This is a genomic window from Gemmata sp. SH-PL17 (assembly GCF_001610855.1).
In the GTDB taxonomy this organism is placed as follows: Bacteria; Planctomycetota; Planctomycetia; order Gemmatales; family Gemmataceae; genus Gemmata; species Gemmata massiliana.
Map to the genome: position 1 here is coordinate 8,995,948 of NZ_CP011271.1, position 22,409 is coordinate 9,018,356.

The window sequence follows — 22,409 nt, forward strand, 5'->3', positions numbered from 1 at the left end:
GAGGTAGAGTATAGCGACTGCTGTGCGCGTGTCAGAAATGACAGATGTAGGCCGATGATAGCGAGGGCAGAAATAAGCCGCGGATGACGCAGATGAAGGCCAAACCAGGATCAGGTTCCATTCTTGGTTTTGATCTGCGTTATCTGCGTCATCCGTGGCTCTTCGTTCTCGCCTACACGACTTCGCGCAGCACGGTCATCGTTTCACGGAACTTCAGGTCACCGATCAGGCACGGGTGTTTGTACTGTTCCGGCGAGCCGCCGGTTTGTGACAACCGGTCGCGGTCCCATTTCGCCCACGTGCCGGTGGCGATCACCATCGCACGCAGCGGACCGAGCCGCCCGCTCTCGCGTTTTGCAGCGTATTCCATGTTCTCGACACCAAGTTGTTTGTCGAACTCCGCGAGGAAGTGTTTCAGCGCCGGTTCGTTGGCGACGTCCGGTTCTTCGAGGAAGATCGCGTAATAGGGCTGTTTGTCGTCCCAAACTGGGCTGACGCTGTACGCTGTGACGGGCTGGTTGGTGCGCGGGGCGACCGCGTCCATCGCTTTTGTGACGTGGTACTCGCTTAGTTTCTCGCCGGTCAGGTTCGCGAACCGGTGCCCCTTACCCAGAAACTCGACGAGCGGCGTCTTGCCCTGGAAGCCCGTCACGCGGACGAGGTCCGAAATGTGGTAGCGGTACAGCCCGTATGAGGTGGTCGGCAGGATGAAGTAGCTCCCACCCTCTCGGAGCTCGTGTGCGCCGAGTACCGTGGGTTTGGGCGAATCGATTTCGTTTTCGGGAATGAACTCGAAGTAGTGCGACCAGATATCGAGTACACCGCTCGCGGTGCCGCCCGAAAGCGGGATCGTGAACCGCCCCTCGCTCGCGAGTAGCCCCAGATCGTGAACCGGTGGTTCGCCGTAGTATTGCGGCAGTTGCCGCAGGTACGGCCCCATACTTCCGCCGGTCCACGTGTTGATGACGGTCGCGTCTGTGGGCCATACGTCCATTGGGTACAGGCGGCCGAGTTTTCCCGCGATCGCACTCAATTCATCCGCGCGGGCTGGGTTTTTCTTCGCGCGAGGGGTGAGATAGGCGCGAACTTCCGGACTGATGTCGAGGTCCGCGCGGAGTGTACCGTCGTGCAGATCGCGGAGGAGGAATTCTTTTTCCGCGTCGAGTGTGCGGGCCAGTTGAACCAGTGTGCTCGGGTTCGCGGCCATTAGCTGCGACACGTTCCGGCCGATCGAGAACCGCAGAGCGACGTAGTACCGCGCCTTCGCGTCCTTGATTTTGCCGGTCACGTGCGGGACCGTGTACATCCATTTGATGAGCCGCCGTTGCACCATCGCGGTGTAGCCCGAGAGGTTCCCGCACGGGATGCCTGATGGCGTGCGGAACTCTTCCGGATCACCGCCGAGTTGCACGATGGGGCGCATCGCGATCCGCCGACCGCGGTTGTCGCGGTACATCTTCACGCCCCACATGTTCCAGCCGCGCCGGTACGCCGCGAGGTAGGAGTCCGTTACGGGAATGAGTTTGCGACTGGCCGTGGTGCCGCTGGTGAGTGCGAACATCAGCACACGCGGGTCGGCTAGTAGTGCCCGCGTGTCACCCGTTTGGACTTTCTCGATGTAGGGGCTGACGTACTCGTAGGGCGCGACCGGGACGTTGTTGCGGTACTCGGCGACAGACGTAATCGCGCCGAACTTGTGGTCACGCCCGAACTGTGTGTCGGCTTGCTTGCGGAGGATGTCGAAAAGGAGCGCGTTCTGCACCGCTTCGGGCGTTTCGCACGCGATCTCAAATTGGCGCAACTGCTTCCGCACCGGGTACGTCAGTAACCGACCGAGCCGAACGAGCAGGAACCGTTTCAGAGACATGACTCACCCGCGCGCGACGACGCCCACGGCGGGCCGTGGGCGTCGGTAGGATGGGTCGCGGTTCGTAGATACGAATTACGACCCACAATCAACCGTAACAGGGCCGTCAATTTTCGGCCGGAGTCCCAACCTCTTACCCTACCGGCACCAACTCTCGGCTCTCTTCAGCCAAGTGGCGGTCGAAGAACTCGACTATCATGCGGTTGTACTCGTCCCCGGCAATGTGCAGGGCTTGGTTGTGCTTCGCCTTGGGCACCAGCCACAGTTTCTTCGTTCCGGTGGCCCGTGCGAAGAGGGACGTGGCCATTTCGGGCTTGATGTACGTGTCGCCCGCCCCGTGGATCATCAGGAGCGGGCGGTTCAGTTTGGCGGCGGCCTTTTCTACGCTAGGGTACGTCACCCCGCGGTTGCGCGCCACGCGCTTCACACCCACGGTGCCGACCATGCCGTAGAACCAACCCGGCAGCGCCTTCTGAATGCGACGGTTGCCGCTGTAGATCTGAATCCAGCGCTGCATATACGGCACCATCGTGGTGTGCGTGCCGTACATGCCGTCGGTCGCAACACACTTCACCCACGGGTCGGACGCGGCGATCAACAGGCCGGTGCTTCCACCCTTACTGATGCCGAAGATGCCGATCCCGTTCGGGTCCGCGTCCGGGCGCGATCGCAGGTACGAAACGGCCGACCGCATGTCGGACACGTCCCGGTCGGTCACCCACTGGAGCGGTTCGTAGTTCGGGTCGCGCTCGCTCTCGCCCTGGTTCCGCGGTTCGACCGCGAACACGTCGTAGCCCGCTTCGATGAGCGCCTGGCAATACTGCCGGCAGGCCCACCGGTTCGAGCCGAACTCCAGGCCGAACAGGATCACCCCGCGGCGCTCGGGGGCGCTGGTGCGGAAGTAGCACCCGCGAAGGGCCAGTCCGTCGGCCGCGGGAATCGAGACTTCTTCGGCGCGCGGGTCCGGTTCGCCCCGGGGGACGACGAACAGGGGCTTTTCCTGAAAGATGCGAGTCAGGAAGCCCATGTATTTCCAGCGGACGTACAGGTACGCAATCGCCAAAAACAACCCCACCGCGATGGGGAAGAAGGCGAGCAACGCGATACCAGTCCACAACCAGAAAACCACCCCGAACCCTCCGGGTAGAATGATGCGGCATCCGATCCGCAAAACTCTCGTCTCGGTGACGAGGAACGTCCTGTTACAATTATCAACCTTTCATTATCAGAATGCTGGCTCCAATCTTCAACCCCGGAACGCACTAGCGATCAGTGCAATGTTCTGCCCACCGAAACCGAAACTGTTGGACAGCACGTGTTTGAACCGCACCTCACGGGCTTGGTGCGGAACGTAATCCAGGTCGCAAACGGGGTCGGGCGTTTCGAGGTTAATCGTCGGCGGGACCACGCCCTTCTGGAGCGCCATCATCGAAATAATCAGCTCGACGACCCCCGCAGCAGCGATCAGGTGGCCGAGCATGCTCTTGCTGCTCGAAACCGGCAATTTATAAGCGTAATCGCCAAACACTGACTTAATCGCGGCGGTTTCAGCCGAGTCGTTGGCCTGGGTACTGGTGCCGTGCGCATTGATGTAGCCGATGTCGGTGGGGTTCAGGCCCGCGTCGGTCAGTGCCTCGGCCATGCACCGAATGGCTCCGCGGCCCTCCGGGTGCGGGTCGGTCATACGGAACGCATCGGCCGTCGAACCGTAACCCGTTAATTCCGCGATGATATTGGCACCGCGGGCCTTCGCGTGTTCCAGTTCTTCTAGCACGATCAGACCCGCACCTTCACCAATCACGAAGCCATCGCGCGTGAGGTCGAACGGGCGGCTCGCTGTTTTTGGGCTGTCGTTTCGCTGCGACAGCGCGGTGAGCCGGTTGAAGCCACTGATACCCGTGGGCGTAATCATGCTGTGCGATCCGCCCGCGAGCATGACGTCCGCTTCGTTCGTGCGGATCATCTCCGCCGCTTCGCCGATGGCTTGCGAACTCGCTGCGCACGCAGTTTGGCACGACGCGAACGGTCCATCAAGGCCGAACGTGTCGGCGAGGTAGCCGGACGGGGCGTACATCTCCGCTTCGGCTTCTTCCGGGCCGTTGAGCCGCTTGAGTAACAGGGCCGCGGCTTCACGCAGGTTCGCGGTGCGTTCGCCCGCAGGAGTAGCTTTCGACGTGCTGGTCGTGAGTGCCTCGAAGTTTTCCTGACCCTCACCGGAGCCGAGGTACACCCCCATCCGTGAGCGATCGCCTTTCACTTCGAGAAGTCCGGCGTCCACAAGTGCTTGTCGGCCGGCCGCGAGCGCGTACTTGGTGTTCACACCGCAGTTGCGGAACTTGGCCGCGTCCGGAATAAACTTCGCGAGGTCGAAACCCTTGACTTCGGAAGCGAACGTGGTCGGGAACGTGCGGGCGTCGAAGTGCGCGATCGGCCCAACCGCTGTTCGGCCCGCAACTTGTGCGGCAAACAACTCACCCACGCTGTGACCCAGCGGGCTGATAACGCCCATCCCAGTGATTACCACTCGTCTGCGCATCACACTACCTCTTGGCGACCGGCTGCCCGAGCCGATTAGAGGGCTTCACGCTCTCCGCGTCTCGCTCTCGAATTCGCTGCCTACGCTGTAAATCGCTGCAATTACGTTTCTTGGGGCTATTCCCACTTCTTCACGACGGCCACGGCACACTGACCGAGATCGGTGTAGCTCACTTTCACCGCGTAGGGCTTGGCCACGGGACGCGGTGCTCCCGCGTGAACCGCAATCGGACAGTCCGCGGCCGGTTTCTCGTGGTTGAGTGTGCCGGGCAACAGCCCGTGACGGAGGGCGAGCACACTGCACGCCAGTTCCATCAATCCAGAGGCCGCACCGAGGTTCCCGAACCGGCTCAGTGGCGCAAAAACCGGCACGTCCCGTCCGAACACTTCGGCGATCCCGCGTGCCTCGAACGAGTCGCCGATGGTGGTACCGGTGCCGTGTGCGTTAACGTGGTCCACGTCTTGCGGTTGGATGCCGGCGGCGGTCAGCGCGTTGCGGATGACTCGCGCCAGTCCCGGCCCCTTCTTGCCACGATCGACCCCGGCCGCCCACCCCACCAGTTCACCCAGGATGGTCGCGTTCCGGTTGCGGGCGTGGGTCAGTTCTTCGAGCGTGAAGACAGCGGCTCCTTCACCCAACACGCTGCCGTCGCGGTCCGCGTCGAACGGGCGAACCGCGTGTCCCGGATTGTCGTTTTGGCGCGACAGTTGGACGAACAGGTTGTGCCGGCTAAGGGTGATCGGGTTGATGCGGGCTTCACTCCCGCCCACGACCATCACGTCTGCTGTGTTGCGGCGGAGGATACGGGCGGCTTCAAACAGCGCGACCAGCCCCGACGTATCGCCCGGGATCTGCGTGTTGCTCGGCCCCTGGATGTCGTACAGGATCGTGGTGTGGCACGCCGGCATGTTCGGCAGGTACTTCAGCATCCACAGTGGCGTAATTTCGGGCAGACCGGCGGAACCCCAGAGAGCGTGGTCGATCGTCTCGCCATCCGGGGACGACACCTTGCTCGCCGCGGCCATGTCGTTCAGGTCGGTTGCGCCCATTAGCGAGGCGAACTCGATCCCGATTCGGTGCGCGGGGATCGTACCCTTTGCGATCCCGGCGTTCTGAAGCCCGAGCTGTGCGCCGATGACCCCGAGTTCGACTGTTCGGGCCATCGCGTTGAGCGACCGGCGGTAACCCTTGTCGATCATCGCCTTCGCGGAGAATCCCTGGATCTCGCCCGCGATGTGACAGGGCAATTCGGTTGCATCGAAGAGCGAAACTGTGCGAACGCCGCGGGCGCCCGCAACGAGTGCGTCCCATAGCGATTCGGGCGTGGACCCGATCGGGTTGAGGACGCCCAATCCGGTCAGCACGGTGCGGCGAGAGTTACTTACCATGTGGCCACTCGGTGCTGAACTCCGTGGATAATGGCGCCAGTTATGGCGCTATATTTCAAGTGGTAGTGTATTCGCCCGGATTACTTGCGTCCGATTTAACAGAAGCGCAAGTCTTTTCGGCGCGAAAGGTTCGGTGGAATGGGTAAATTGGGTTGTTTGGGATTTGAGGGGAAAATCGGAAGCCCCAATCAGGGGCTTCTTGTGGTTTGTCGCATTGTTTGTTTGAGGCACTATGTGCTGGGGGCAGAAGGTTTACTCACAGCGGCCGCCATACGGAGCAAGTGAGTCAGTTCGCCATTAAAGACGAACTTGGTATCGGGCAGTCCGGGTGGGAGTTGCGACGGGTTCGCGTGGGCGAACATAATTTCGGCTTCAACGATGAGACTATCACCGCTGTGTGCCGTGGCGGACACCCTCGCACCCGTATCGTTCAGGTCCAGCAGCGTGGTCGTGTACGTTAACTGTTCACCGGCCATCGCTTCGGAGTGGAACTTCGCGGTGATTTTCGCGAGCACTACGTTTTCGCGGTACTGCCGGGCCTCACCCACGAGGATACCGCCGGTTTGGGCGAGACCTTCCAGAATGAGTGGCGCCGGCATGACCGGGAAGCCGGGAAAGTGATCGGCGAAGTGATCTTCGGCCAGGCTTAGGTTCTTCACCGCCGTGGCCGACTTGCCGGACTCGAACGTCACGAACCGGTCGATCCACGTCCATCGCATGTTGAGTGCTTTTGTCGAGCGGTGCAGGAAGAACGAACGGTGGGCCGGCGCGAAACGCGGACCCACCTCACAAAATCGCTAACACGATTACTTCTTGGCGGCGACCTTCGATTCCAGGTAACGCACGATCAGGTCGACCGTGAACAGATCCTCGACTTTATCGAGTCGCGGATCTTTCTTGAATTCGGTGAGGTCTGCGTAGGGCATCTGCTTTTCGAGTTCGACCAACCCGACCGGGGTCACTTTCCCGTTGGAGACGAACCCGGCGTCGCCCTGGAAAATGGACTCGGGGAAGAGTTCTTCCCGCGGGATCGTGACGCCGAACTGCTTTTCCAGTCGGAACACGATGTCCAGGAAGTCGATGGACTCGGCGCCCAAGTCGCCCTTGAGCCGTGCGGTCGGCGTCACTTGATCGTCGTCGACGCTGAGGGCGTCGATGAGCGTGGTGCGGACCTTGCCGAAAATATCTTCGCGCGTCATCTTTGAGTTCTCCAGCCGGCCAGGTCAGCCGGACACCGCCCCGAGGCTGAGGCCGCCGTCCACAGTAATCACCTGCCCAGTGATGTACGCAGCGCCCGGACCACAGAGAAAGAGGATCACGTTGGCGATGTCGTCCGGTGTACCGAGCCGCCGCACCGGAATAAGCTTCTTCAGGTTGTCTTCGCCGGCCATGTTCCGCACGGCCTGGCTCATATCGGTCGCAATGAAGCCGGGGGCAACGGCGTTCACAAGTACATTCCGAGCAGCCAGTTCCGCCGCGAGAACCCGCGTGAAACTGTTGATCGCGCCCTTGCTCGCCGCGTAGTTCGCCTGGCCCTTGTTTACGTGTTCGGCGGCGATGCTCGACACGTTGATGATCCGCCCGGACCGTTGCTTGAACGCCATCGGTTGGGCCACGGCCTTGCAGAACGCGAACGTTCCGGTCAAGTTGGTTCCGATGACCGTATTCCAGTCATCAGCTTCCATCTTGAGGAACAGTTTGTCGCGGATGACACCGGCGTTATTGACCAGGATATCGATTCGGCCGTGTTCCGCCAGAATCCCGCCGACGACGGCTTCGGCCGCGGCGGGATCGGCCACGTCTGCTTGCACCGCCTTCGCGGTTCCGCCGATCGCAGCCACTTCCTGAACGAGTTGCTGGGCCGCTTCCGCGTTACCGCGGTAGACAAAGGACACTTTGGCGCCTTCACGGGCCAGAGCGAGCACGATGCCGCGCCCGATCCCCCGGCTTCCGCCCGTCACCAGTGCAACTTGATCCTTCAAAATCATTGCTTCGTCCTGTCGGTCCGCACACTTATCGTCAATTCGGTGCCGGTTGCTGATAACGGAATCTTAAAGATGTGGCGGCGAGCCGCCTATTTCTTCCGTAACTCGCCAGTTAACAGTGCCCAGCGGCTCTTCCAGTGTTCGATTAGTCGGGTGTCCGTCGCCGCTCCCGCCGGTCCGCGATCCGCAAGCGAGTATCCGTGAAGGATAAAGGTCGCGTTGACGGTCGATTCGCCGGCGTCGTTGATTCCTTTGCACTTAAACGTTGCGGTGTCGGTTGCCGCGTCAAACTTCGTCAGGTCGGCGGTGACGTCCATCCGGCGCCCGGGGAGCATGAACGTCCCGTACTTCACGGGCTTCAGCTCCCGGAGCACAATGACCGGGTGTTTGAAGTTGGTCGTTGCTCGCCACAACCACGCCGCCGCTTCCACGCACGCCTGGAGCATGAGAACGCCGGGCATGACCGGGAATTGCGGGAAGTGGTCGGCCAGATACTCTTCCCCCAGCGCGAGGTACTTGGTGGCCGCCAGCGTCTTGCCCGGTTCCCAACGGTCGATTCGATCGATCAGGTGGAACCGCATCCGCAGCGAACTCCGTGCCCGCAGGCTGTCTTTATAAGAGTAGAAAGTATATGGCTGCAACGGAAGGCGGACAACCCTATCCGCCCCTCCGGGTACACCGCTCCCGAACTCACGCTTGTTGAAGTGAGTTGCGCGTGTTGGCTGAAGGTATCGTGTCCATATCTTCGTGAAATCGCAACCAACAGATTCGGCGTCCCGGTCAGAAGCCCATGTCTCACGCCCAGATTGCTCCGCACGGGCGGTTTGGGGCTCATAATTTGATTCTGGCGACTGGGGTGATTGGGGCGAGCGACGGGTTTGGTGCCGCGAACGGTACTTGTCACTCGCTCACTTGTGGCTAGAATCACGACTTCGCAACAACACACAAACCTCCCTGACAATTTCTGACGGTAGGAGCGAATTATGGGTCGGCGTCGCGGCACCGGTCGGCGGAAAGTGGGTCGGAAGAAGCGCCGGATGCGCTCCCGGATTCGGCACCGTAAATAAGCAGTCTCTGCGAAACCCGGCAGTATTCTCTTGCGGGTTTCGCACCCTCACGTTATCCCCCTCAAATTCTTGGGGGGAAGAATGGTCCGCACGTTCACGCGACCGGTGCCGGCCCTTGGGCTGGCGCTGCTCATGGGCGCTGTCGTGCTCGGGTGCGCAGGCCCGAGTGCCGTCGGCGATCGCCTCACGCCCGGGCGCTTGCGCTCGCGGGGTGAGCGTACACCTGCCGAACTCAAGGCGTCCGTCGGATGGCTCGATTTGGAGGCCCAGGAAGCCGGTCGCAGCACCATTCGCACGGAAGACCTGCTCGCGTTCGCGGAGAAGGCGCGCGCAGGGGCCAAACCGCCCGTCCCACTTCCCAAAAAACACATTCTGGTCATCACCGGCGGCGGCTCTTATGGGGCGTACCCTGCGGGCGTTCTCGTCGGCTGGACCGCGACCGGTACGCGCCCCGAGTTCGATGTGGTGACCGGTATTAGCACCGGCGCATTGCTCGGTGCGTTTGCGTTCCTGGGGACGTCCGAGGACGCGGAGTTGCAGCGGTGTTACACCACGCTCCGCAGTTCGGACATCTACCGCAAGAACCGACTCATTCCTGCTCTGTTATCAGAGTCGCTCGCAGACAGTTCACCGCTGAACCGAGTGATTCACCAAGTCGCCACGGACGAGCGCATTGCCCGGTTCGCGATCGAGCACCGCAAGGGGCGTCGGTTCTACGTCGGCACCACTGATCTCGATGCGCGCCGGGCGGTCGTGTGGGACATGGGTGCGATCGCGGCCCGCGACACACCGCAGAGCCGCGAACTGTTCCGCAAAGTGCTCCTCGCGTCCGCGTCGATCCCGGGCTTCTTCCCGCCCGTGCGCATTCCGGTCACGGTGGACGGCAAGCGGTTCGTCGAGCGCCACATTGATGGCGGTACCACGTCGTCCATGTTCTTCGCCCCGCCGTGGGTGCCACACGCCGAGCACGAGAAGCTGCCGGCGGGTTGGCTCCACGGGTCCGAGGTGTACGTCCTGGTTGCGGGGAAAATGTACCCGGACCCGACGCCGGTGAAACCGCGCACGTTCGCCATCGCGAGCAACGCGATCTCTACCATCGTTTACGACCAGACGCGCAGCGACCTGCACAAACTCTTCCTGCTCACGACGATGACCGGGATGAACTACAACGTGTCGGTCATTCCGGAGCGGGTGCAGTCGCCGCTATCCAGCACCGATTTCGATCCGCACGAGATGAAGCGGTTGTTCGATGAAGGCGTGCAGTGGGCGCAGTCTGGTGTGAAGTGGCGAATCACGCCGCCCGGGTACGAACCGGGCGAGGGCGCGAAGTACCGCTCCGGGACCGCGCTCACCGACACCGGCCGCGCGGCCACTGGAACGCTCGGACCACCGAGTAGCCCGATCCCGATGGCGGTACCCGAGAAGTGACGTTCGCTTCTAATCGAATTCTCGTTGCGTGGTGCTACCCCCGGCGGTATTGGGCTCGCTCGCCGTGCCGGGGGACATGTTATGCGACGGATTCTGACACTTGTCGTGCTCGCTGCGCTAGTGACCGCGACCGGGTGCATCACGCCCGATGACAAGCGCCAGTGGCAGGAGGCGCTGAAGGATCTTCGGGGCGAGAATACGGAAATGAAGACCATCGCCCCCATATCGAGGAAGACTGACTGACGTTACCCCGTTACATCGTTCGGCCGCCGTCGACGACCAAAACCTGCCCGGTCGTCAGCGTGGTACCGTTGGCAAGATAGACCACCGCGTCGGCAATGTCGTCGGGGCTGGCGGCGCGTCCGAGCGGGGCTTGTTCCAGGAATCTTGCGATATGGGCCTCGCGCCCTTCGAGCCAGCGCGTGAGGATCGGTCCCGGGGCGACCGCGTTCACGCGCACGTCCGGCCCGAAGGTACGAGCGAGTGACTGTGTCATGCAGTTTAGCGCGGCCTTGCTCGCGCAGTACGGGATCGAGCTTCCCAGCCCCGTCAATCCCGCGACACTCGTCACGTTGACCACGTTCCCTCCACTCGCCTTCAGCAGCGGCATCGCGGCGCGGGTGCAGTAGAACGTTCCCATCACGTTCACTTTGAAGATGTCGTCCCAGACCTGGTCGGTGAGAGCGTCGAGGTCGGTGTGCGGGACGAAGTGCGTGGTGCCCGCGTTGTTCACGAGCACGTCGAGCCGGTCGAAGGTCGCTTCCGTTGCGGCGATCATTTCGTTCACCGCGCCCGCGTCCGCGACCGTCGCCTTGCACAACAGCGCCGGCGCGCCTTCGGCCTCAACGAGCTTGAGCGTTTCGTGAGCCTCGGTTTCGGACTTGGAATAATTCACCACGACCGCGTACCCGAGCTTGGCGAACCGGACGGCACACGCGCGCCCGACACCGGTGGCGCTACCCGTAACGAGCGCGACTTTGCGAAAAGTGGACATGCGAGACTCCGGGGGTGATGGCGTCCATTGTGAGCGGGGCGCCACCGTGGTGCCAACTTGCATACGGGTGCCGGTCCCGATAGGCTGCATCGATCGAGTTCGATTGGGAGAGTGGAGAGAGAAATGACCGCCCCCGTGGGTGGCCCCGAGTTCATCAACGCGCTCCTGTTCGTCGCGGTCGCGGGGCTTTTCCTCTTGTTCGCGCGCGACTGGACGGTGCGTCTGGCCGGGGTGGTTCTCATGCTCCCGCGCCTGCTCGCCGCGCCGCTCACGTTGGGCGAAGTGCTCCTCTTTGGCTGCACGATCGTAGCGGCGATTAGTCACATCGTGTACGGTTGGAAGTTCGGTACGGGCGAGCCGGAGAGCGAAGTGCCGGAAGCACCTGACGCACCGGAACCGGACGACGTGTCCGAACCGTCCGTGTGCGTCGCATGCCGCGGATCGATCCCCGCTGGCGAGAACAAGTGCCCTCAGTGCGGCTGGTCGTATACGACCGGTTGATTGGAGATACGCGAATGAACGTGGCTGAATTTCGAGGTGTTTTGCTGGCTGATCCGGGCGCGGCCTTGCACCTGATGCTCCCGGACGGTGATTTCGTGCCCGCACACTTTCACGTCACCGAAGTCGGGCGCGTACAGAAGGACTTCATGGATTGCGGAGGGACGAGACGCTCCGTTGTTTCGTGCCTACTTCAGGTGTGGGTCGCGAACGACACCGCGCACCGTCTGACCGCCGGGAAACTGGCGAGCATCTTGAACCTCGCGGCCCCACTGCTTGGTTCGGACGATCTGGTGGTCGAAGTGGAATACGAACGCGACGCCGTGTCGCAGTTCCCGGTCGCGTTCGCCGAGATGACGCCCGCGGGCGTGCTGTTCCACCTCGGGCGCAAGCACACGGATTGCCTCGCGCCAGACAAGTGCGGTGTTAGCGGGTGCGCACCCGCACCGAACGGGGCGAAGTCCGGGTGCTGCTAACGAGAGGTGGCGGGAGAGATCGTTGTGAAGGTCGGCACCACTAATCGAGCACGAACTCCATGACGCATTTCGTCAGTGGGCACCTCAACCTGACCGCGATCGAGTTCGATGTGCATTACCGCCAAGCAATCGATGCGGCACTGGCATGCGGAGACTCGTTCGTGGTCGGCGACGCTCGCGGAGCGGATACCCTGGTTCAAAACTACCTGCTCGGGAAGACCACGGCCGTTGTGGTCTATCACATGTTTGCCAGTCCACGCAACAACGCGGGTTTCAAAACGGTCGGGGGCTTCGAGACGGATGACACCCGCGATGCCCAGATGACCGCGGATTCCGACGGCGATATTGCGTGGGTGCGTCCCGGACGCGAAAAATCGGGGACGCAAAAGAACATCGACCGTCGAAGTACATTGCACGCACTAGAGACAGAGAAAAGGGCGGTTTGAGTCGCTCACCCCTCCATCGCGGCCCAGTCCTTGGGTTTGAGCCAGTGTTCCGTCAGCTCCGCTTCCGGTGATCCGGGCGCGGGGCGGTAATCGTAGATGTATCGCACGACGGGTGGGAGGCTCATCAAGATGCTCTCGGTGCGGCCGTCGGTCTTCAGACCGAACACCGTACCGCGGTCGTACACCAGGTTGAATTCCACGTAGCGCCCGCGCCGGTACTCCTGAAAGAACCGCTGTTCCGGCGAATAGTTCAGTGCTTTTCGGCGCTCCACGACCGGCAGGTATGCGTCCAGGAACGCATCCCCCGCAGCCTGCACGAACGCGAACGCGGCGTCGGTCGCGTCCAGGTAGTCGAAGAAGATCCCGCCGACCCCGCGCGCCTCGTTGCGGTGCTTCAAGTGAAAGTAGTCGTCGCACTCTTTCTTCATTTTTGCGTGATCGGCGACTGTCGCGTGTGCGTCGCACACCTTCTTCCAGACGCGGTGGAAGTGAATCACGTCTTCCTTGAAGGGGTAATACGGGGTGAGGTCGCCGCCGCCGCCGAACCACGCCTTCGCACCGTGTGTGAGGTAGCGGAAATTCGCGTGTACGGTCGGTACCAGTGGGCTGCGCGGGTGCAGCACGAGCGACACGCCCACAGCCGTGAACGCCAACCCGTCGCCGGGCATTTGCTTCGCGAACTCCGGGGTGAACGAGCCGAACACTTCGGAGAAGTTCACTCCGCCCTTCTCGAACACCGCGCCGTTCTCGATCACGCGCGAGCGCCCGCCCCCGCCGCCGGGCCGCGTCCACGTGTCCTCGCGGAACCGGGCGGTACCGTCGGCACTTTCGAGTGCGGCACAGATCCGGTCCTGTAGCCCCCGGAAATAGGTCGAAGCGCGTTCGTGCATGTGAGACTCTGGCTGGAATCCGGGGCACAAGCTCCGGCGCGGAATACACTCCGTTGGGCGTTCTAATTGATCGCGCCCCGGATGGCAAACGACATCTGGGGGCCGTATTCTGAGGTGAGCCGGTTACCTCATTCGTTCGGAGGCCCCCAAATGCGGTACGCGCTGGTTTTGACCGCCGCAGCGTTCTTCGCGCCGATCGCCCTCTCCGCCGATCCCCCGGCTCCGCCGATCACGTTCCAAACGCAGCCGGCCAACCGCGTGCTCGGCGACCTGCGAGCCGCGGCCGACCTCATCGGCGGCGCAAAAGCGGTCAAAGCGCTGAACGATTCGATCAAAGAACGCTTCGGCGAAAAGGGCTTCAACGGATTGGATATGATTCGACCAGTGGTGGGGTACGTGAACCTGGCTCCGAAGCCGGAAGATATCACGGCAGTGATCGCGTTCCCAATCACTAACGAGAAGGACTTCCTCGCGCTGTGCGAGCGATTCAATAAAGGCAAGCCCGAAGATTTGGGTAAGGGGCTGTACCAGCTCCCGCCGCTGGACCCGCAGTATAAGGCCCGGATGCGGTTCAGCGAGCAGTACGCTTACATCTCCTACGGATCGAAGCCGGAACCGGCGCTGGAAGCGAAGGCCCTCGTCCCGGCCAACAAGCTTTACGATCCGGCGGACCAGGCGCTTTTCGCCGGGAAACTTCACTTCGATCGACTGACGCCCGAAGTGAAGCTGGCTGCGGCGAAGGGCCTCGAAGACTTCAAGAAAGCGCTCGATTTTGGGAACGGGCGCGGGGGATTCGGCATCGGCGCTCAGGAGGCGGCGGTCTTCAAGCCGCTCGTCGAAGAGTTCGAGAAGATGGTCGGGCGCTACTTTCTGCTCCTGGGCGGCGGGGACACGGCCACGCTGCGACTCAACCTGGACGTGCCGACCGGAGATCTGAGCATCGACGCGGCACTCAAAGGGAAGCCCGATTCTGCTCTATCGAAGGCGATCGCGGGCTTCAAACCGGTTGGCAATAAGTTCGCCGGGTTGCTCGGGCCGGACACGGCCGTCGGGTTCAAGACGCGCCTCCCGTTCTTCAACGATGAACTGAAGACCGGTGCGGCGAAGTCGCTCGAAGAGGGACAAAAACTAGTTCCCGCCAACGACCCGTCCAAGGCGCTTGCGGACGAGATATTTAAAGGACTGATCCGCACTGTGAAGACGGGTGAGGTTGATATTGTCGGGGCCGTTCGCGGGCCGAACAAGGACGGTGACTTCAGCGTGGTCGCGGCGGGTGCGTTCGAGGGCACCACGGCACTGGAAAAGGAATTCAAAGCCTTCGTCGAGAAGAACGCGCCGGAGAACGAACAAGAGCGGTTCAAGTGGAGTGCGGATAAAGCCGGAGCCATCAACATTCACACGTACAAGATGGCCGGGGGGAATTTCTTTGATGTCACGAAGCCGTTCGGTGGTGATAAGTGCGTGATCGCGTTCGCGTTCGCGCCGAAGGGCGTGTTCGTGGCGGTTGGCACGGACGCGGTCACGGTGGTGAAGGACGCACTTACGGTAAAGGCCGCTGACGCGCCGGTCATTGATATCGTTGTGAACCCGGACCGTCTGGTGAAGCTGATCGAGAAAGCCGGTGGTCCCGCGGCTCAGGTGGAGCGGGTGCTCGGTAAGGAGGACAAGCTCGTTTCCGCGATGTCGCTCGCAGTGAGCGGCGGAAAAGAGTTGAAGGTGCGGTACGCGATCAATTTGCGGATACTACCCCCCGCGCTCTTTACGTCGCTCGAGGAAGGCGAAGGAGCTGCCGATCCGTTAGAAAAGAAATAGGACCGCTGGTTGGTGCCGGGGCGTTTAATGCGCCCGGCGCATCGTTCACCGCGAGGGTGGGCACCGTGTTCGCGATTCGGTTGCACCTGGGGATTGTTGTTACCGTGTTGCTGGTAGCGGGCTGCCAGCAACGCCCGTCTGTATTCGTCTCAAAGGGTGACAAGTTCCAGGCGCAGTTCGGCGGTGAACCAAAGGTCGTTGAGAAGACCGTCGGCGGCTTGCGCTCCGTCGTGTATTCCGTTGTGACGACAGAAGGGGCACGCACGGTCGCAGTAACGGAGCTGCCGCTCAAGGGTGACGAGCCGGCGGAGTTGATCCCGCGCTATTTGGATTCGGCGAAGAGTGACATGATTCGCGCCGCGGGCGGCAAAGCGGTGTCGGGAACGAATATCACGCTCGCGGGCAAGTACCCGGGGCGCGATTTCTTGGTGCACGTTACGGAGCCTAAACCAGGCATTCTCCGCGCTCGGATTTACCTTGTCGGTACGCGACTGTACCAAGTGACGGTACTTGGTACAGACAGCTACGCGGCCTCGGACGAATCGACTGCGTTTCTGGACTCGTTTCAGCTAACCGAATAGGCATGTCGTAACTCGCGCGGTCAATCCCGGCGCCACATCTGATTCCCACGTTCCTTGGCCCGGCGGGTGATGCCCGGCGTGTAGGGCGGGCGCGGGGGCGGCGGGTTCTTAATGAAGAACGCTTTGATCCGCTCCGAGAGCTTGTCGAGTGCGTCCGGCGTGGCAATCGGCTTCCCGTCCGCACCGACGAGCGGAGCGAGCACGTTCTTCGGATCGATACCCGTGCCCTTGAAGGCGTCGTAGGGGCGATTGGGATCGTAGGGGCGCTGCATCCCATTCGCGGTGATCGACTGGCCCGCTTGCGGTGCGGCTTGAGGGGCCGATTGTCCCACGGGTAGAACCTGACCGGTGTACCCGCCCACGACCTGCCCCGGCATGGTCGTTCCGCTGTTATTGGACGCGCTCGTCGTGTTGAACTGTGCCGTGCTGCGGCCGGTCACCCCGACCGCGCACATCACCCCCACCGCGAGTAAGGCTCGCCGCATGACCCGTCCCCCGACGCGGATTGTTCCCACGGAATGAGCCGCGTGGTATGCCGTGAAGTGCGGCTCGGGTCAAGCGCTTTGTGTGCGATTTTTTGCGGCTACGATTGTGGGCGCGTTGATGTTTGTTTTTCTGCCCCAGACAGGGGAAGTGGTGCGCTCTTGGCCGTGTGTTTGTCCCGGCCCTCTTGAACCACCAGAACCAGCCAAGCCGCCAGAATAACGACCCACTGAACGATGGGTACGATTAACCCGTGCATGTTCGGCGTTCGGCGGAACTGCGCGTTTGTGCTGTAGCGATAAAGATCCCAGCCGAGCACACCCAACCCGCCGACCGCGATCACGACTGCCACCACGAAGAGCAGGCGCGAACGCGCCGGGTGCGTGCGCCGGCGCCATGCGGTCATGGCGAGAAAGAGCGGCGGGCCGACGAGGAACGCGAACAACAGCACGTTCGCCCCAACTGCCGACCAATCGGTGGTCATGAACGCGACGAGTACGACCTCGCCCAGCGCCGCCGCAACTGCGAGCGAAACGGCTTCGCGCGCGTGTCGCGTCATACCACACCATTCGGTTTCGTGGGGGCGCTGCTCGGTTTACCCCAACCCAGCCACACCGTCAGCCAGCGCGCGGCGGACCAAAACAGGAGCGTGACGACACACGTAACGACGAAGAGGGTGAGCGCTGTGTTGAGGAAACCCGTCAGGATCATTTTCTGCCCCACTTCGGACGCTCCCGCTGTCACCTTCGCGCGCCCGGTTTCGATCAACTGTGCGAACCGGCCCGTGACCAACTGAAAGCTGGCCGTGAGCGTGGTACTGGTCACGAACAGCATCGGGAGGATTGTGACGGCCGCGTACTTTCCGCGCCCGTTGTTTACCATCCAGGTCGTTACGAGTGCGAGTGCCAGCACCGCGAGCAACTGATTCGCGATACCGAACATGGGCCAAATGGTATCAATGCTGCCGGTCCACACGAGCCAGCACCAACCGCCAGTAACTGTGGCGCTGGCGAGGAGCGCCCCGGGCAACCAGTTCTGCTTAGCCATCGGAGCGTAAACGCGCCCCACACTTTCTTGTAACAAGAATCGCGCGATGCGCGTTCCGGCGTCGATCGTCGTGAGAATAAAGAGCGCCTCGAACATGATTGCGAAGTGGTACCAGTATTTCAGGAGCCACTCGCCTGTAACGCCGAACCAGTTGAACGCCTGCTCGAAGACGACGGACATGCCCACGGCGAGCGTGACCGCGCCGCCCGTTCGCCCGCGTAGTGACTCGCCGCCGACCTTCTCTTCCACCCGGCCCAGGTCGAGGTGCTGCGGCGAATCCACATTGGTCGCGTGCGCCGGGTCTTTTCCCTCCGGGGGCACCTTCACGCCGTACTTGTCGTACACCTCGTCGAGTTGCTTTTGGTATTCCGATGTGCGGTCGATGGGCACGTTGATCGCGTAGTACAGTTCCGGCGGCAACGCTGCAGCGGCAACGAGTGCCGTTACTCCGACGACCCCTTCGATCAGCATGGACCCGTAGCCGATGGTGCGGATGTGTGATTCCTTTTCCACCATCTTCGGTGTTGTACCGCTAGAAACGAGCGAGTGGAACCCACTGACGGCCCCGCACATCACGCAAATGAACACGAACGGGAAAACCGGAGCGGAAAGCCCGGGCACCCCGAGAAACGTCGGTCCGCCGTTAATGAACACTTCGTTGATCGGCGGGGCCTGAAGTGCCGGGTTCGCGACACACACGCTCACAATGAGCAACCCGACGGTGCCGATCTTCAGGAAACTGGAGAGGTAGTCGCGCGGCCCTAGTAGCAGCCACACCGGGAGCACTGCGGCGATGAACCCGTAAACACCCAGAGTGACGATGGTTTGGTCGCGCGTGAGAGAGAAGAAGCGTTCGAGTGGCGACCCGGGAACCCAGTTCCCGGCCACGACCGCGGCGAGCGTGAGGAACCCGCCAATGAGCGACGCTTCGACCACGCGCCCCGGGCGAATACGGTACATCCACAGCCCGACCAACAGGGCGATCGGGATCGTACACGCGATTGTGAACGTTCCCCACGAACTCCCAGGCACGACCTGAGTGCAACCGGTGGGGAGCCGGTAAGTTACGGGCAGCGCCGGCTCCGACAACACGGCCGGTGCTTCCGGACACCTGATGCGGAACGTTTCGGACCGGAGCGTGAGCTGTGCCTCGGGAGAGTACCGGACGCGGCACTTCGCGGGAAAATGGTAGACACCTTCGCGTTGGGCTGGTGGCTCTGGCGATTCGATGGTCATTCCCGCGGGCAACTTTACCTCTTCGCCGCCGAGCGCCTTCACCACCACGATCCCCAGACCGGCGAGCGCGATCACCACGATAAACAGGATCGCGACCGACGCGATGATCGCGGCCGGGTAGCCGAGTTCGTGCCGCGCGATTTCGGCGATCGATTTCCCATCGCGCCGAACGCTCGCGGCCAACACGAGCATGTCCTGAACGGCCCCAGCGAGGCACACGCCGATGACCAGCCACACGAGTCCGGGCGCGAACCCGTACTGAATGGCGAGCACCGGGCCGATGAGCGGACCGGCGCCAGAAATGGCCGCGAAGTGGTGCCCGAACAGCACCCACTTGTTCGTGGGGTGGTAGTTCTGGCCGTCGTTGAGGCGGTGCGCGGGCGTAACACGCGAATCATCAAGCACCGCGACCTTCGCTGCGAGGAACGCGGAGTAATACCGGTAGGCGATGGCGAGACAGCACAGCACGACGACCATGACCGGCATCGCGTGCAGGAGCAGGCGCCCGGAATGGGGATCGTGCGAGTAAAGCGTAACAGCGAACAGGTCCATGTTGTGCCGCGCGTGGGGAGGGTACGACGCGAATAGCCTATCACGCAGCGGTTTGACCGGAAACACAAGAGTTCGGACCGGGTGACAGAAGCGAACAAGATCGACACCCGATCCCGTCACCTCCGTCACCCGGCCCGAACTCGTTCATCTGCTTCGCGTATCACTTCCCGTCGCTGGTCGGCGCTGGGGGCGCCTGGTCCATTGCGTTCATTGCGGCGGTGTCTTTCTTCGACTGCCACCACGCCCACGCGACGGCCAAACCCGCCACGACCGCGACCGTGATGCCGATCACCGCGTTCCCGGTTCCGTCCTTCACGTTGTGCAGGATCACCAGGGGTAGCGCCAACAAGCTCACCATGTTCATCACTTTGATGAGCGGATTAATCGCGGGGCCGGACGTGTCCTTCAGTGGGTCGCCCACCGTGTCGCCGGTCACACTCGCCTTGTGCTTTTCGCTACCCTTACCGGTGTTCCGCTCCTTGCTCTTGGGCTCGTCCTCGATCATCTTCTTGGCGTTGTCCCACGAACCACCGGCGTTCGACATGAACACTGCCATGAGTTGACCGCTCAGAATCATCCCGGCCAGGAAGCCACCCAGGGCGAACGGCCCGAGCAAGAACCCGACCACGAGCGGCGTACCGATCGCGAGCAACCCAGGGCCGATCAACTCGTGCTGGGCCGTGCCCGTGCAGATGTCTACCACGCGCCCGTAATCGGGCGTCTTCGTGCCGGCCATGATCTCCGGGTCACGGAATTGCTTGCGGCACTCGAACACGATGAGATACGCCGCGCGCCCGACAGCCCGGATTGTCATCGCACTGAACAGGAACGGCACCGCGCCGCCGATCAGCATGCCGATGAACACGAGCGGTTCCGCGACGGTCAGTTTCGACGCGCCCGCGGTGAAGTCGCCGATGAGCAACTGCCCGATCTTCTCCTCGCTCCCGGTAACGAGCACCGCGATGAAGCTGGCGAATAGTGACACGGCCGCGATAACCGCCGAACCGATTGCGACGCCCTTCGTGATGGCCTTCGTTGTGTTACCGACCGCGTCGAGGTCCGCGAGGATCTGGCGCGCGGCCTTGTTCTCGGCTTCGCTCATGAATCCGGCATCACCTTCTTTCAGGTCTTTGCCGTCCGCGTTACGGTTGAACGCCATTTCGCCGATCCCGTTCGCGTTGTCCGCGATCGGCCCGAACACGTCCATGCTGATCGTGTCGCCGGTGAGCGTGAGCATCCCGATGCCGCACATCGCGACGCCGAACGCCATGTAGAGAAGGTTCTGCGCGTCGTTACACACCGCCACAGCGCCGAGGATCGCGCCCGAGATGATGAGCACCGCCCACACCGAGCTTTCGAGGCCGAGAGCCAGACCGGAAATGATGTTGGTCGCGTGGCCCGTGCTGCTCGACCGCACCACCTCGCGCACCGGGCTGTACTCGGTGCTGGTCCAGTATTCGGTACACTTGTTGAGCGCGACCGCGAGCAAAATTCCGATGAGGCAGCACCACGCGATCGAGAGGTTCAGCCCCGGTTTCAGCGGGACGTGGTAGCGCGCTTGGGACAGTTCGAGCAGTGTGGCCGTGCCGCGGTTCTCGCCGTCCTGGTTCAGCCCTCGGCCCTTCAGTTCCGTGACGAGCGTTTTCTCGTGGTCTCGGCTCGCGGCGGCAACGTGAACCTTGCGCTCAGCGAACTCGGCCTTCTTTGCAGGGTCGAGTTTGCGCCACGCCTCCAGCGCCGCAGCGCGGTACTTCTCAACCTCCTCTTCCAGTTTCACCGTCTTGTCCGAGTTCCGTTCCGGCCCGTTCCGCAGGTCGCGCAGGTCTTTCACCTGATCTGCGACCGTGTGCTGTCCGGTGGTCGTGAGGTTCAGTTCCTTGCGCACGTCCGGGTTGTCGTAGAGTTCCTGGTACATGCCCTTGTCGATGCCGCGTTCGACGATGTAGGCCGCGTCGAACCGGAGGTAGATGAGGCCGAAGAGCATGAAGCCGATCGTACTGATGACCGCACTGCGCCAGAATCCGCGGTTGATCGAACCCATTGCGATGGAACTGTTGCCGGTCGTGATCCCGGCCCCCACCATCGAAGTGCTGATGATGCTCGCGATCACTCCAACAGCTTGCACCAGGAGTGGGAATATCATGCCCTTGTAGCCGAACGCGGCATACCCGAGCATGACCGACGCGACCAGCGTCACCGAGTAGCTCTCGAACACGTCCGATGCCATCCCCGCACAGTCGCCGACGTTGTCGCCCACGTTGTCAGCGATGGTGGCCGCGTTCCGCGGGTCGTCTTCCGCAATGGCCTGCTCCACTTTCCCGACGAGATCAGCCCCCACGTCCGCAGCCTTCGTGTAGATGCCGCCCCCGACGCGCATGAACAGCGCCAGGAGCGACCCACCGAAGCCGTAGCCGATGAGGATTTCGTAGGCGAGTTCGCCGAACATGAGCAGGATTAGTGTCCCGCCGAGCAATCCCAACCCGCAGGTGAACATGCCGGTGATGGTGCCGGTCTTGTACGCCATCCGCATCGCGCTGCCGAAGCTCGTGCGGGCCGCGGCCGCGACGCGCAGGTTACCCGCGGTCGCGAGGCGCATGCCCGTGAACCCGACCGCCGCGGAGAACAGCGCGCCCATCAGGAACGCGATCCCGCGCCCGACCGCGATCGTCTTCAGTTCGCCTGCGGAGTGCGCTCCGGGTTCAACGTGCCACGGCCACTTCGACGCGATGATGACGCCGGTGAGGAGCACAATGAGCACACCGACGACGGTGAATTGCCGCCGCAGGTAGGCGTTCGCGCCCTCGCGCACGGCCAGCGCGACTTTCTGCATCGCGGGCGTACCGGTGTCGGCCGCGTACACCTGCTTCATGAGCCACGCGGCGTAGCCCAGGCCGCACACGGCGACGACGAGGCACCCGAGTAACCCGAGTTTCTCACCCAACCCGTAAGTATCGGAGGTGAGGAACAGGAACGGTTCCCACCCCGCGCCAAAGAGCGCGAGCGGACTCGTGGGGGCCGCGCCAAGAAGCCCAACTGGGAGGGCACAAACGAGCGCGAGCAGCCACGGGAACCGCGGCCGACGTGCGCGAGAGCGAGAGAGGGACATGTGGCAATCCTGGCGCT

The 22,409-nt window shown here is 62.4% G+C and carries 21 protein-coding genes; 7 read left to right on the forward strand and 14 right to left on the reverse strand.

The window, feature by feature from the left end:
* Positions 1-172: 172 nt before the first annotated feature.
* From VT84_RS37680 to VT84_RS37715, 8 genes are all read right to left on the reverse strand, one after another.
* Complete coding sequence (locus VT84_RS37680) at positions 173-1,867, reverse strand: GH3 auxin-responsive promoter family protein (protein ID WP_082843171.1); 1,695 nt, start codon at positions 1,865-1,867, stop codon at positions 173-175.
* A gap of 133 nt (positions 1,868-2,000) precedes the next feature.
* Entirely contained in the window at positions 2,001-2,996 is a 996-nt protein-coding gene (locus VT84_RS37685) for an alpha/beta hydrolase (protein WP_082843172.1), read from the reverse strand.
* A 117-nt stretch (positions 2,997-3,113) separates the two neighbouring features.
* On the reverse strand, positions 3,114-4,403 hold the full coding sequence (locus VT84_RS37690) for a beta-ketoacyl-[acyl-carrier-protein] synthase family protein (protein WP_082843173.1): 1,290 nt from the start codon (positions 4,401-4,403) through the stop codon (positions 3,114-3,116).
* A 116-nt stretch (positions 4,404-4,519) separates the two neighbouring features.
* On the reverse strand, positions 4,520-5,791 hold the full coding sequence (locus tag VT84_RS37695; RefSeq protein WP_052549423.1) for a beta-ketoacyl-[acyl-carrier-protein] synthase family protein: 1,272 nt from the start codon (positions 5,789-5,791) through the stop codon (positions 4,520-4,522).
* 230 nt (positions 5,792-6,021) lie between these two features.
* Positions 6,022-6,576: a 3-hydroxyacyl-ACP dehydratase FabZ family protein gene (locus VT84_RS37700; protein ID WP_239465610.1), complete on the reverse strand. Its 555-nt coding sequence runs from the start codon at positions 6,574-6,576 to the stop codon at positions 6,022-6,024.
* Between the two features lie 21 nt (positions 6,577-6,597).
* Positions 6,598-6,990, reverse strand: coding sequence for an acyl carrier protein (locus VT84_RS37705; RefSeq protein WP_052549421.1), 393 nt, complete (start codon positions 6,988-6,990; stop codon positions 6,598-6,600).
* 24 nt (positions 6,991-7,014) lie between these two features.
* Entirely contained in the window at positions 7,015-7,779 is a 765-nt protein-coding gene (locus VT84_RS37710; protein ID WP_052549419.1) for a 3-oxoacyl-ACP reductase family protein, read from the reverse strand.
* An 86-nt stretch (positions 7,780-7,865) separates the two neighbouring features.
* Positions 7,866-8,357 carry a hydroxymyristoyl-ACP dehydratase gene (locus VT84_RS37715; RefSeq protein WP_052549417.1) on the reverse strand — a complete coding sequence of 164 codons (492 nt, stop codon included), beginning with the start codon at positions 8,355-8,357 and terminating at the stop codon, positions 7,866-7,868.
* A gap of 567 nt (positions 8,358-8,924) precedes the next feature.
* On the opposite strand from VT84_RS37715, the gene VT84_RS37720 reads away from it, so the two are divergent.
* Positions 8,925-10,271: a patatin-like phospholipase family protein gene (locus VT84_RS37720; protein WP_052549416.1), complete on the forward strand. Its 1,347-nt coding sequence runs from the start codon at positions 8,925-8,927 to the stop codon at positions 10,269-10,271.
* A gap of 81 nt (positions 10,272-10,352) precedes the next feature.
* Positions 10,353-10,514, forward strand: coding sequence for a hypothetical protein (locus VT84_RS39380; RefSeq protein WP_157470299.1), 162 nt, complete (start codon positions 10,353-10,355; stop codon positions 10,512-10,514).
* Between the two features lie 10 nt (positions 10,515-10,524).
* On the opposite strand, the gene VT84_RS37725 is transcribed toward VT84_RS39380, so the two are convergent.
* The gene (locus tag VT84_RS37725) at positions 10,525-11,265 is read right to left on the reverse strand and encodes an SDR family NAD(P)-dependent oxidoreductase (protein ID WP_052549414.1); all 741 of its coding nucleotides are present in this window, start codon (positions 11,263-11,265) and stop codon (positions 10,525-10,527) included.
* Between the two features lie 123 nt (positions 11,266-11,388).
* Here VT84_RS37725 and VT84_RS37730 point away from each other — a divergent pair, with 123 nt between their 5' ends.
* From VT84_RS37730 to VT84_RS37740, 3 genes are read left to right on the forward strand one after another with little or no spacing between them, the layout of a single operon-like run.
* Positions 11,389-11,766, forward strand: coding sequence for a hypothetical protein (locus VT84_RS37730; RefSeq protein WP_052549412.1), 378 nt, complete (start codon positions 11,389-11,391; stop codon positions 11,764-11,766).
* Between the two features lie 14 nt (positions 11,767-11,780).
* On the forward strand, positions 11,781-12,239 hold the full coding sequence (locus tag VT84_RS37735) for a DUF6428 family protein (RefSeq protein WP_052549410.1): 459 nt from the start codon (positions 11,781-11,783) through the stop codon (positions 12,237-12,239).
* Between the two features lie 59 nt (positions 12,240-12,298).
* Entirely contained in the window at positions 12,299-12,685 is a 387-nt protein-coding gene (locus tag VT84_RS37740) for a hypothetical protein (protein WP_052549408.1), read from the forward strand.
* 5 nt (positions 12,686-12,690) lie between these two features.
* Here VT84_RS37740 and hemF read toward each other — a convergent pair whose 3' ends face one another.
* Entirely contained in the window at positions 12,691-13,575 is an 885-nt protein-coding gene (gene hemF / locus VT84_RS37745) for an oxygen-dependent coproporphyrinogen oxidase (RefSeq protein ID WP_052549406.1), read from the reverse strand.
* 150 nt (positions 13,576-13,725) lie between these two features.
* Here hemF and VT84_RS37750 point away from each other — a divergent pair, with 150 nt between their 5' ends.
* Both VT84_RS37750 and VT84_RS37755 read left to right on the forward strand, forming a co-directional pair.
* Positions 13,726-15,387: a hypothetical protein gene (locus VT84_RS37750; RefSeq protein WP_082843174.1), complete on the forward strand. Its 1,662-nt coding sequence runs from the start codon at positions 13,726-13,728 to the stop codon at positions 15,385-15,387.
* A 65-nt stretch (positions 15,388-15,452) separates the two neighbouring features.
* Positions 15,453-15,968 (forward strand): hypothetical protein, encoded by a 516-nt coding sequence (locus VT84_RS37755; protein WP_157470302.1) that lies wholly within the window; start codon positions 15,453-15,455, stop codon positions 15,966-15,968.
* A 20-nt stretch (positions 15,969-15,988) separates the two neighbouring features.
* Here the strand turns inward: VT84_RS37755 and VT84_RS37760 are convergent, their stop codons facing one another.
* The 4 genes from VT84_RS37760 to VT84_RS37775 all read right to left on the reverse strand — a co-directional run bounded on the left by VT84_RS37760 (position 15,989) and on the right by VT84_RS37775 (position 22,392).
* Complete coding sequence (locus VT84_RS37760; protein ID WP_082843176.1) at positions 15,989-16,453, reverse strand: hypothetical protein; 465 nt, start codon at positions 16,451-16,453, stop codon at positions 15,989-15,991.
* A gap of 98 nt (positions 16,454-16,551) precedes the next feature.
* Entirely contained in the window at positions 16,552-17,010 is a 459-nt protein-coding gene (locus VT84_RS37765; RefSeq protein WP_052549398.1) for a hypothetical protein, read from the reverse strand.
* Positions 17,007-19,286 carry a carbon starvation protein A gene (locus VT84_RS37770; RefSeq protein ID WP_157470305.1) on the reverse strand — a complete coding sequence of 760 codons (2,280 nt, stop codon included), beginning with the start codon at positions 19,284-19,286 and terminating at the stop codon, positions 17,007-17,009. The genes VT84_RS37765 and VT84_RS37770 overlap by 4 nt, the downstream gene beginning before the upstream one ends.
* Positions 19,287-19,446: 160 nt before the next feature.
* Positions 19,447-22,392 carry a sodium/proton-translocating pyrophosphatase gene (locus tag VT84_RS37775; protein ID WP_082843177.1) on the reverse strand — a complete coding sequence of 982 codons (2,946 nt, stop codon included), beginning with the start codon at positions 22,390-22,392 and terminating at the stop codon, positions 19,447-19,449.
* Positions 22,393-22,409: the final 17 nt, after the last annotated feature.

Bases quoted from the DNA above. Each gene is read 5' to 3' on its own strand.
- VT84_RS37680 (WP_082843171.1), bottom strand. From the start codon at position 1,867: ATGTCTCTGAAACGGTTCCTGCTCGTTCGGCTCGGTCGGTTACTGACG.
- VT84_RS37690 (WP_082843173.1), bottom strand. From the start codon at position 4,403: ATGCGCAGACGAGTGGTAATCACTGGGATGGGCGTTATCAGCCCGCTG.
- VT84_RS37695 (WP_052549423.1), bottom strand. From the start codon at position 5,791: ATGGTAAGTAACTCTCGCCGCACCGTGCTGACCGGATTGGGCGTCCTC.
- VT84_RS37705 (WP_052549421.1), bottom strand. From the start codon at position 6,990: ATGACGCGCGAAGATATTTTCGGCAAGGTCCGCACCACGCTCATCGAC.
- VT84_RS37710 (WP_052549419.1), bottom strand. From the start codon at position 7,779: ATGATTTTGAAGGATCAAGTTGCACTGGTGACGGGCGGAAGCCGGGGG.
- VT84_RS37715 (WP_052549417.1), bottom strand. From the start codon at position 8,357: ATGCGGTTCCACCTGATCGATCGAATCGACCGTTGGGAACCGGGCAAG.
- VT84_RS37720 (WP_052549416.1), top strand. From the start codon at position 8,925: ATGGTCCGCACGTTCACGCGACCGGTGCCGGCCCTTGGGCTGGCGCTG.
- VT84_RS39380 (WP_157470299.1), top strand. From the start codon at position 10,353: ATGCGACGGATTCTGACACTTGTCGTGCTCGCTGCGCTAGTGACCGCG.
- VT84_RS37725 (WP_052549414.1), bottom strand. From the start codon at position 11,265: ATGTCCACTTTTCGCAAAGTCGCGCTCGTTACGGGTAGCGCCACCGGT.
- VT84_RS37730 (WP_052549412.1), top strand. From the start codon at position 11,389: ATGACCGCCCCCGTGGGTGGCCCCGAGTTCATCAACGCGCTCCTGTTC.
- VT84_RS37735 (WP_052549410.1), top strand. From the start codon at position 11,781: ATGAACGTGGCTGAATTTCGAGGTGTTTTGCTGGCTGATCCGGGCGCG.
- VT84_RS37740 (WP_052549408.1), top strand. From the start codon at position 12,299: ATGACGCATTTCGTCAGTGGGCACCTCAACCTGACCGCGATCGAGTTC.
- hemF (WP_052549406.1), bottom strand. From the start codon at position 13,575: ATGCACGAACGCGCTTCGACCTATTTCCGGGGGCTACAGGACCGGATC.
- VT84_RS37750 (WP_082843174.1), top strand. From the start codon at position 13,726: ATGCGGTACGCGCTGGTTTTGACCGCCGCAGCGTTCTTCGCGCCGATC.
- VT84_RS37760 (WP_082843176.1), bottom strand. From the start codon at position 16,453: ATGCGGCGAGCCTTACTCGCGGTGGGGGTGATGTGCGCGGTCGGGGTG.
- VT84_RS37765 (WP_052549398.1), bottom strand. From the start codon at position 17,010: ATGACGCGACACGCGCGCGAAGCCGTTTCGCTCGCAGTTGCGGCGGCG.
- VT84_RS37770 (WP_157470305.1), bottom strand. From the start codon at position 19,286: ATGGACCTGTTCGCTGTTACGCTTTACTCGCACGATCCCCATTCCGGG.
- VT84_RS37775 (WP_082843177.1), bottom strand. From the start codon at position 22,392: ATGTCCCTCTCTCGCTCTCGCGCACGTCGGCCGCGGTTCCCGTGGCTG.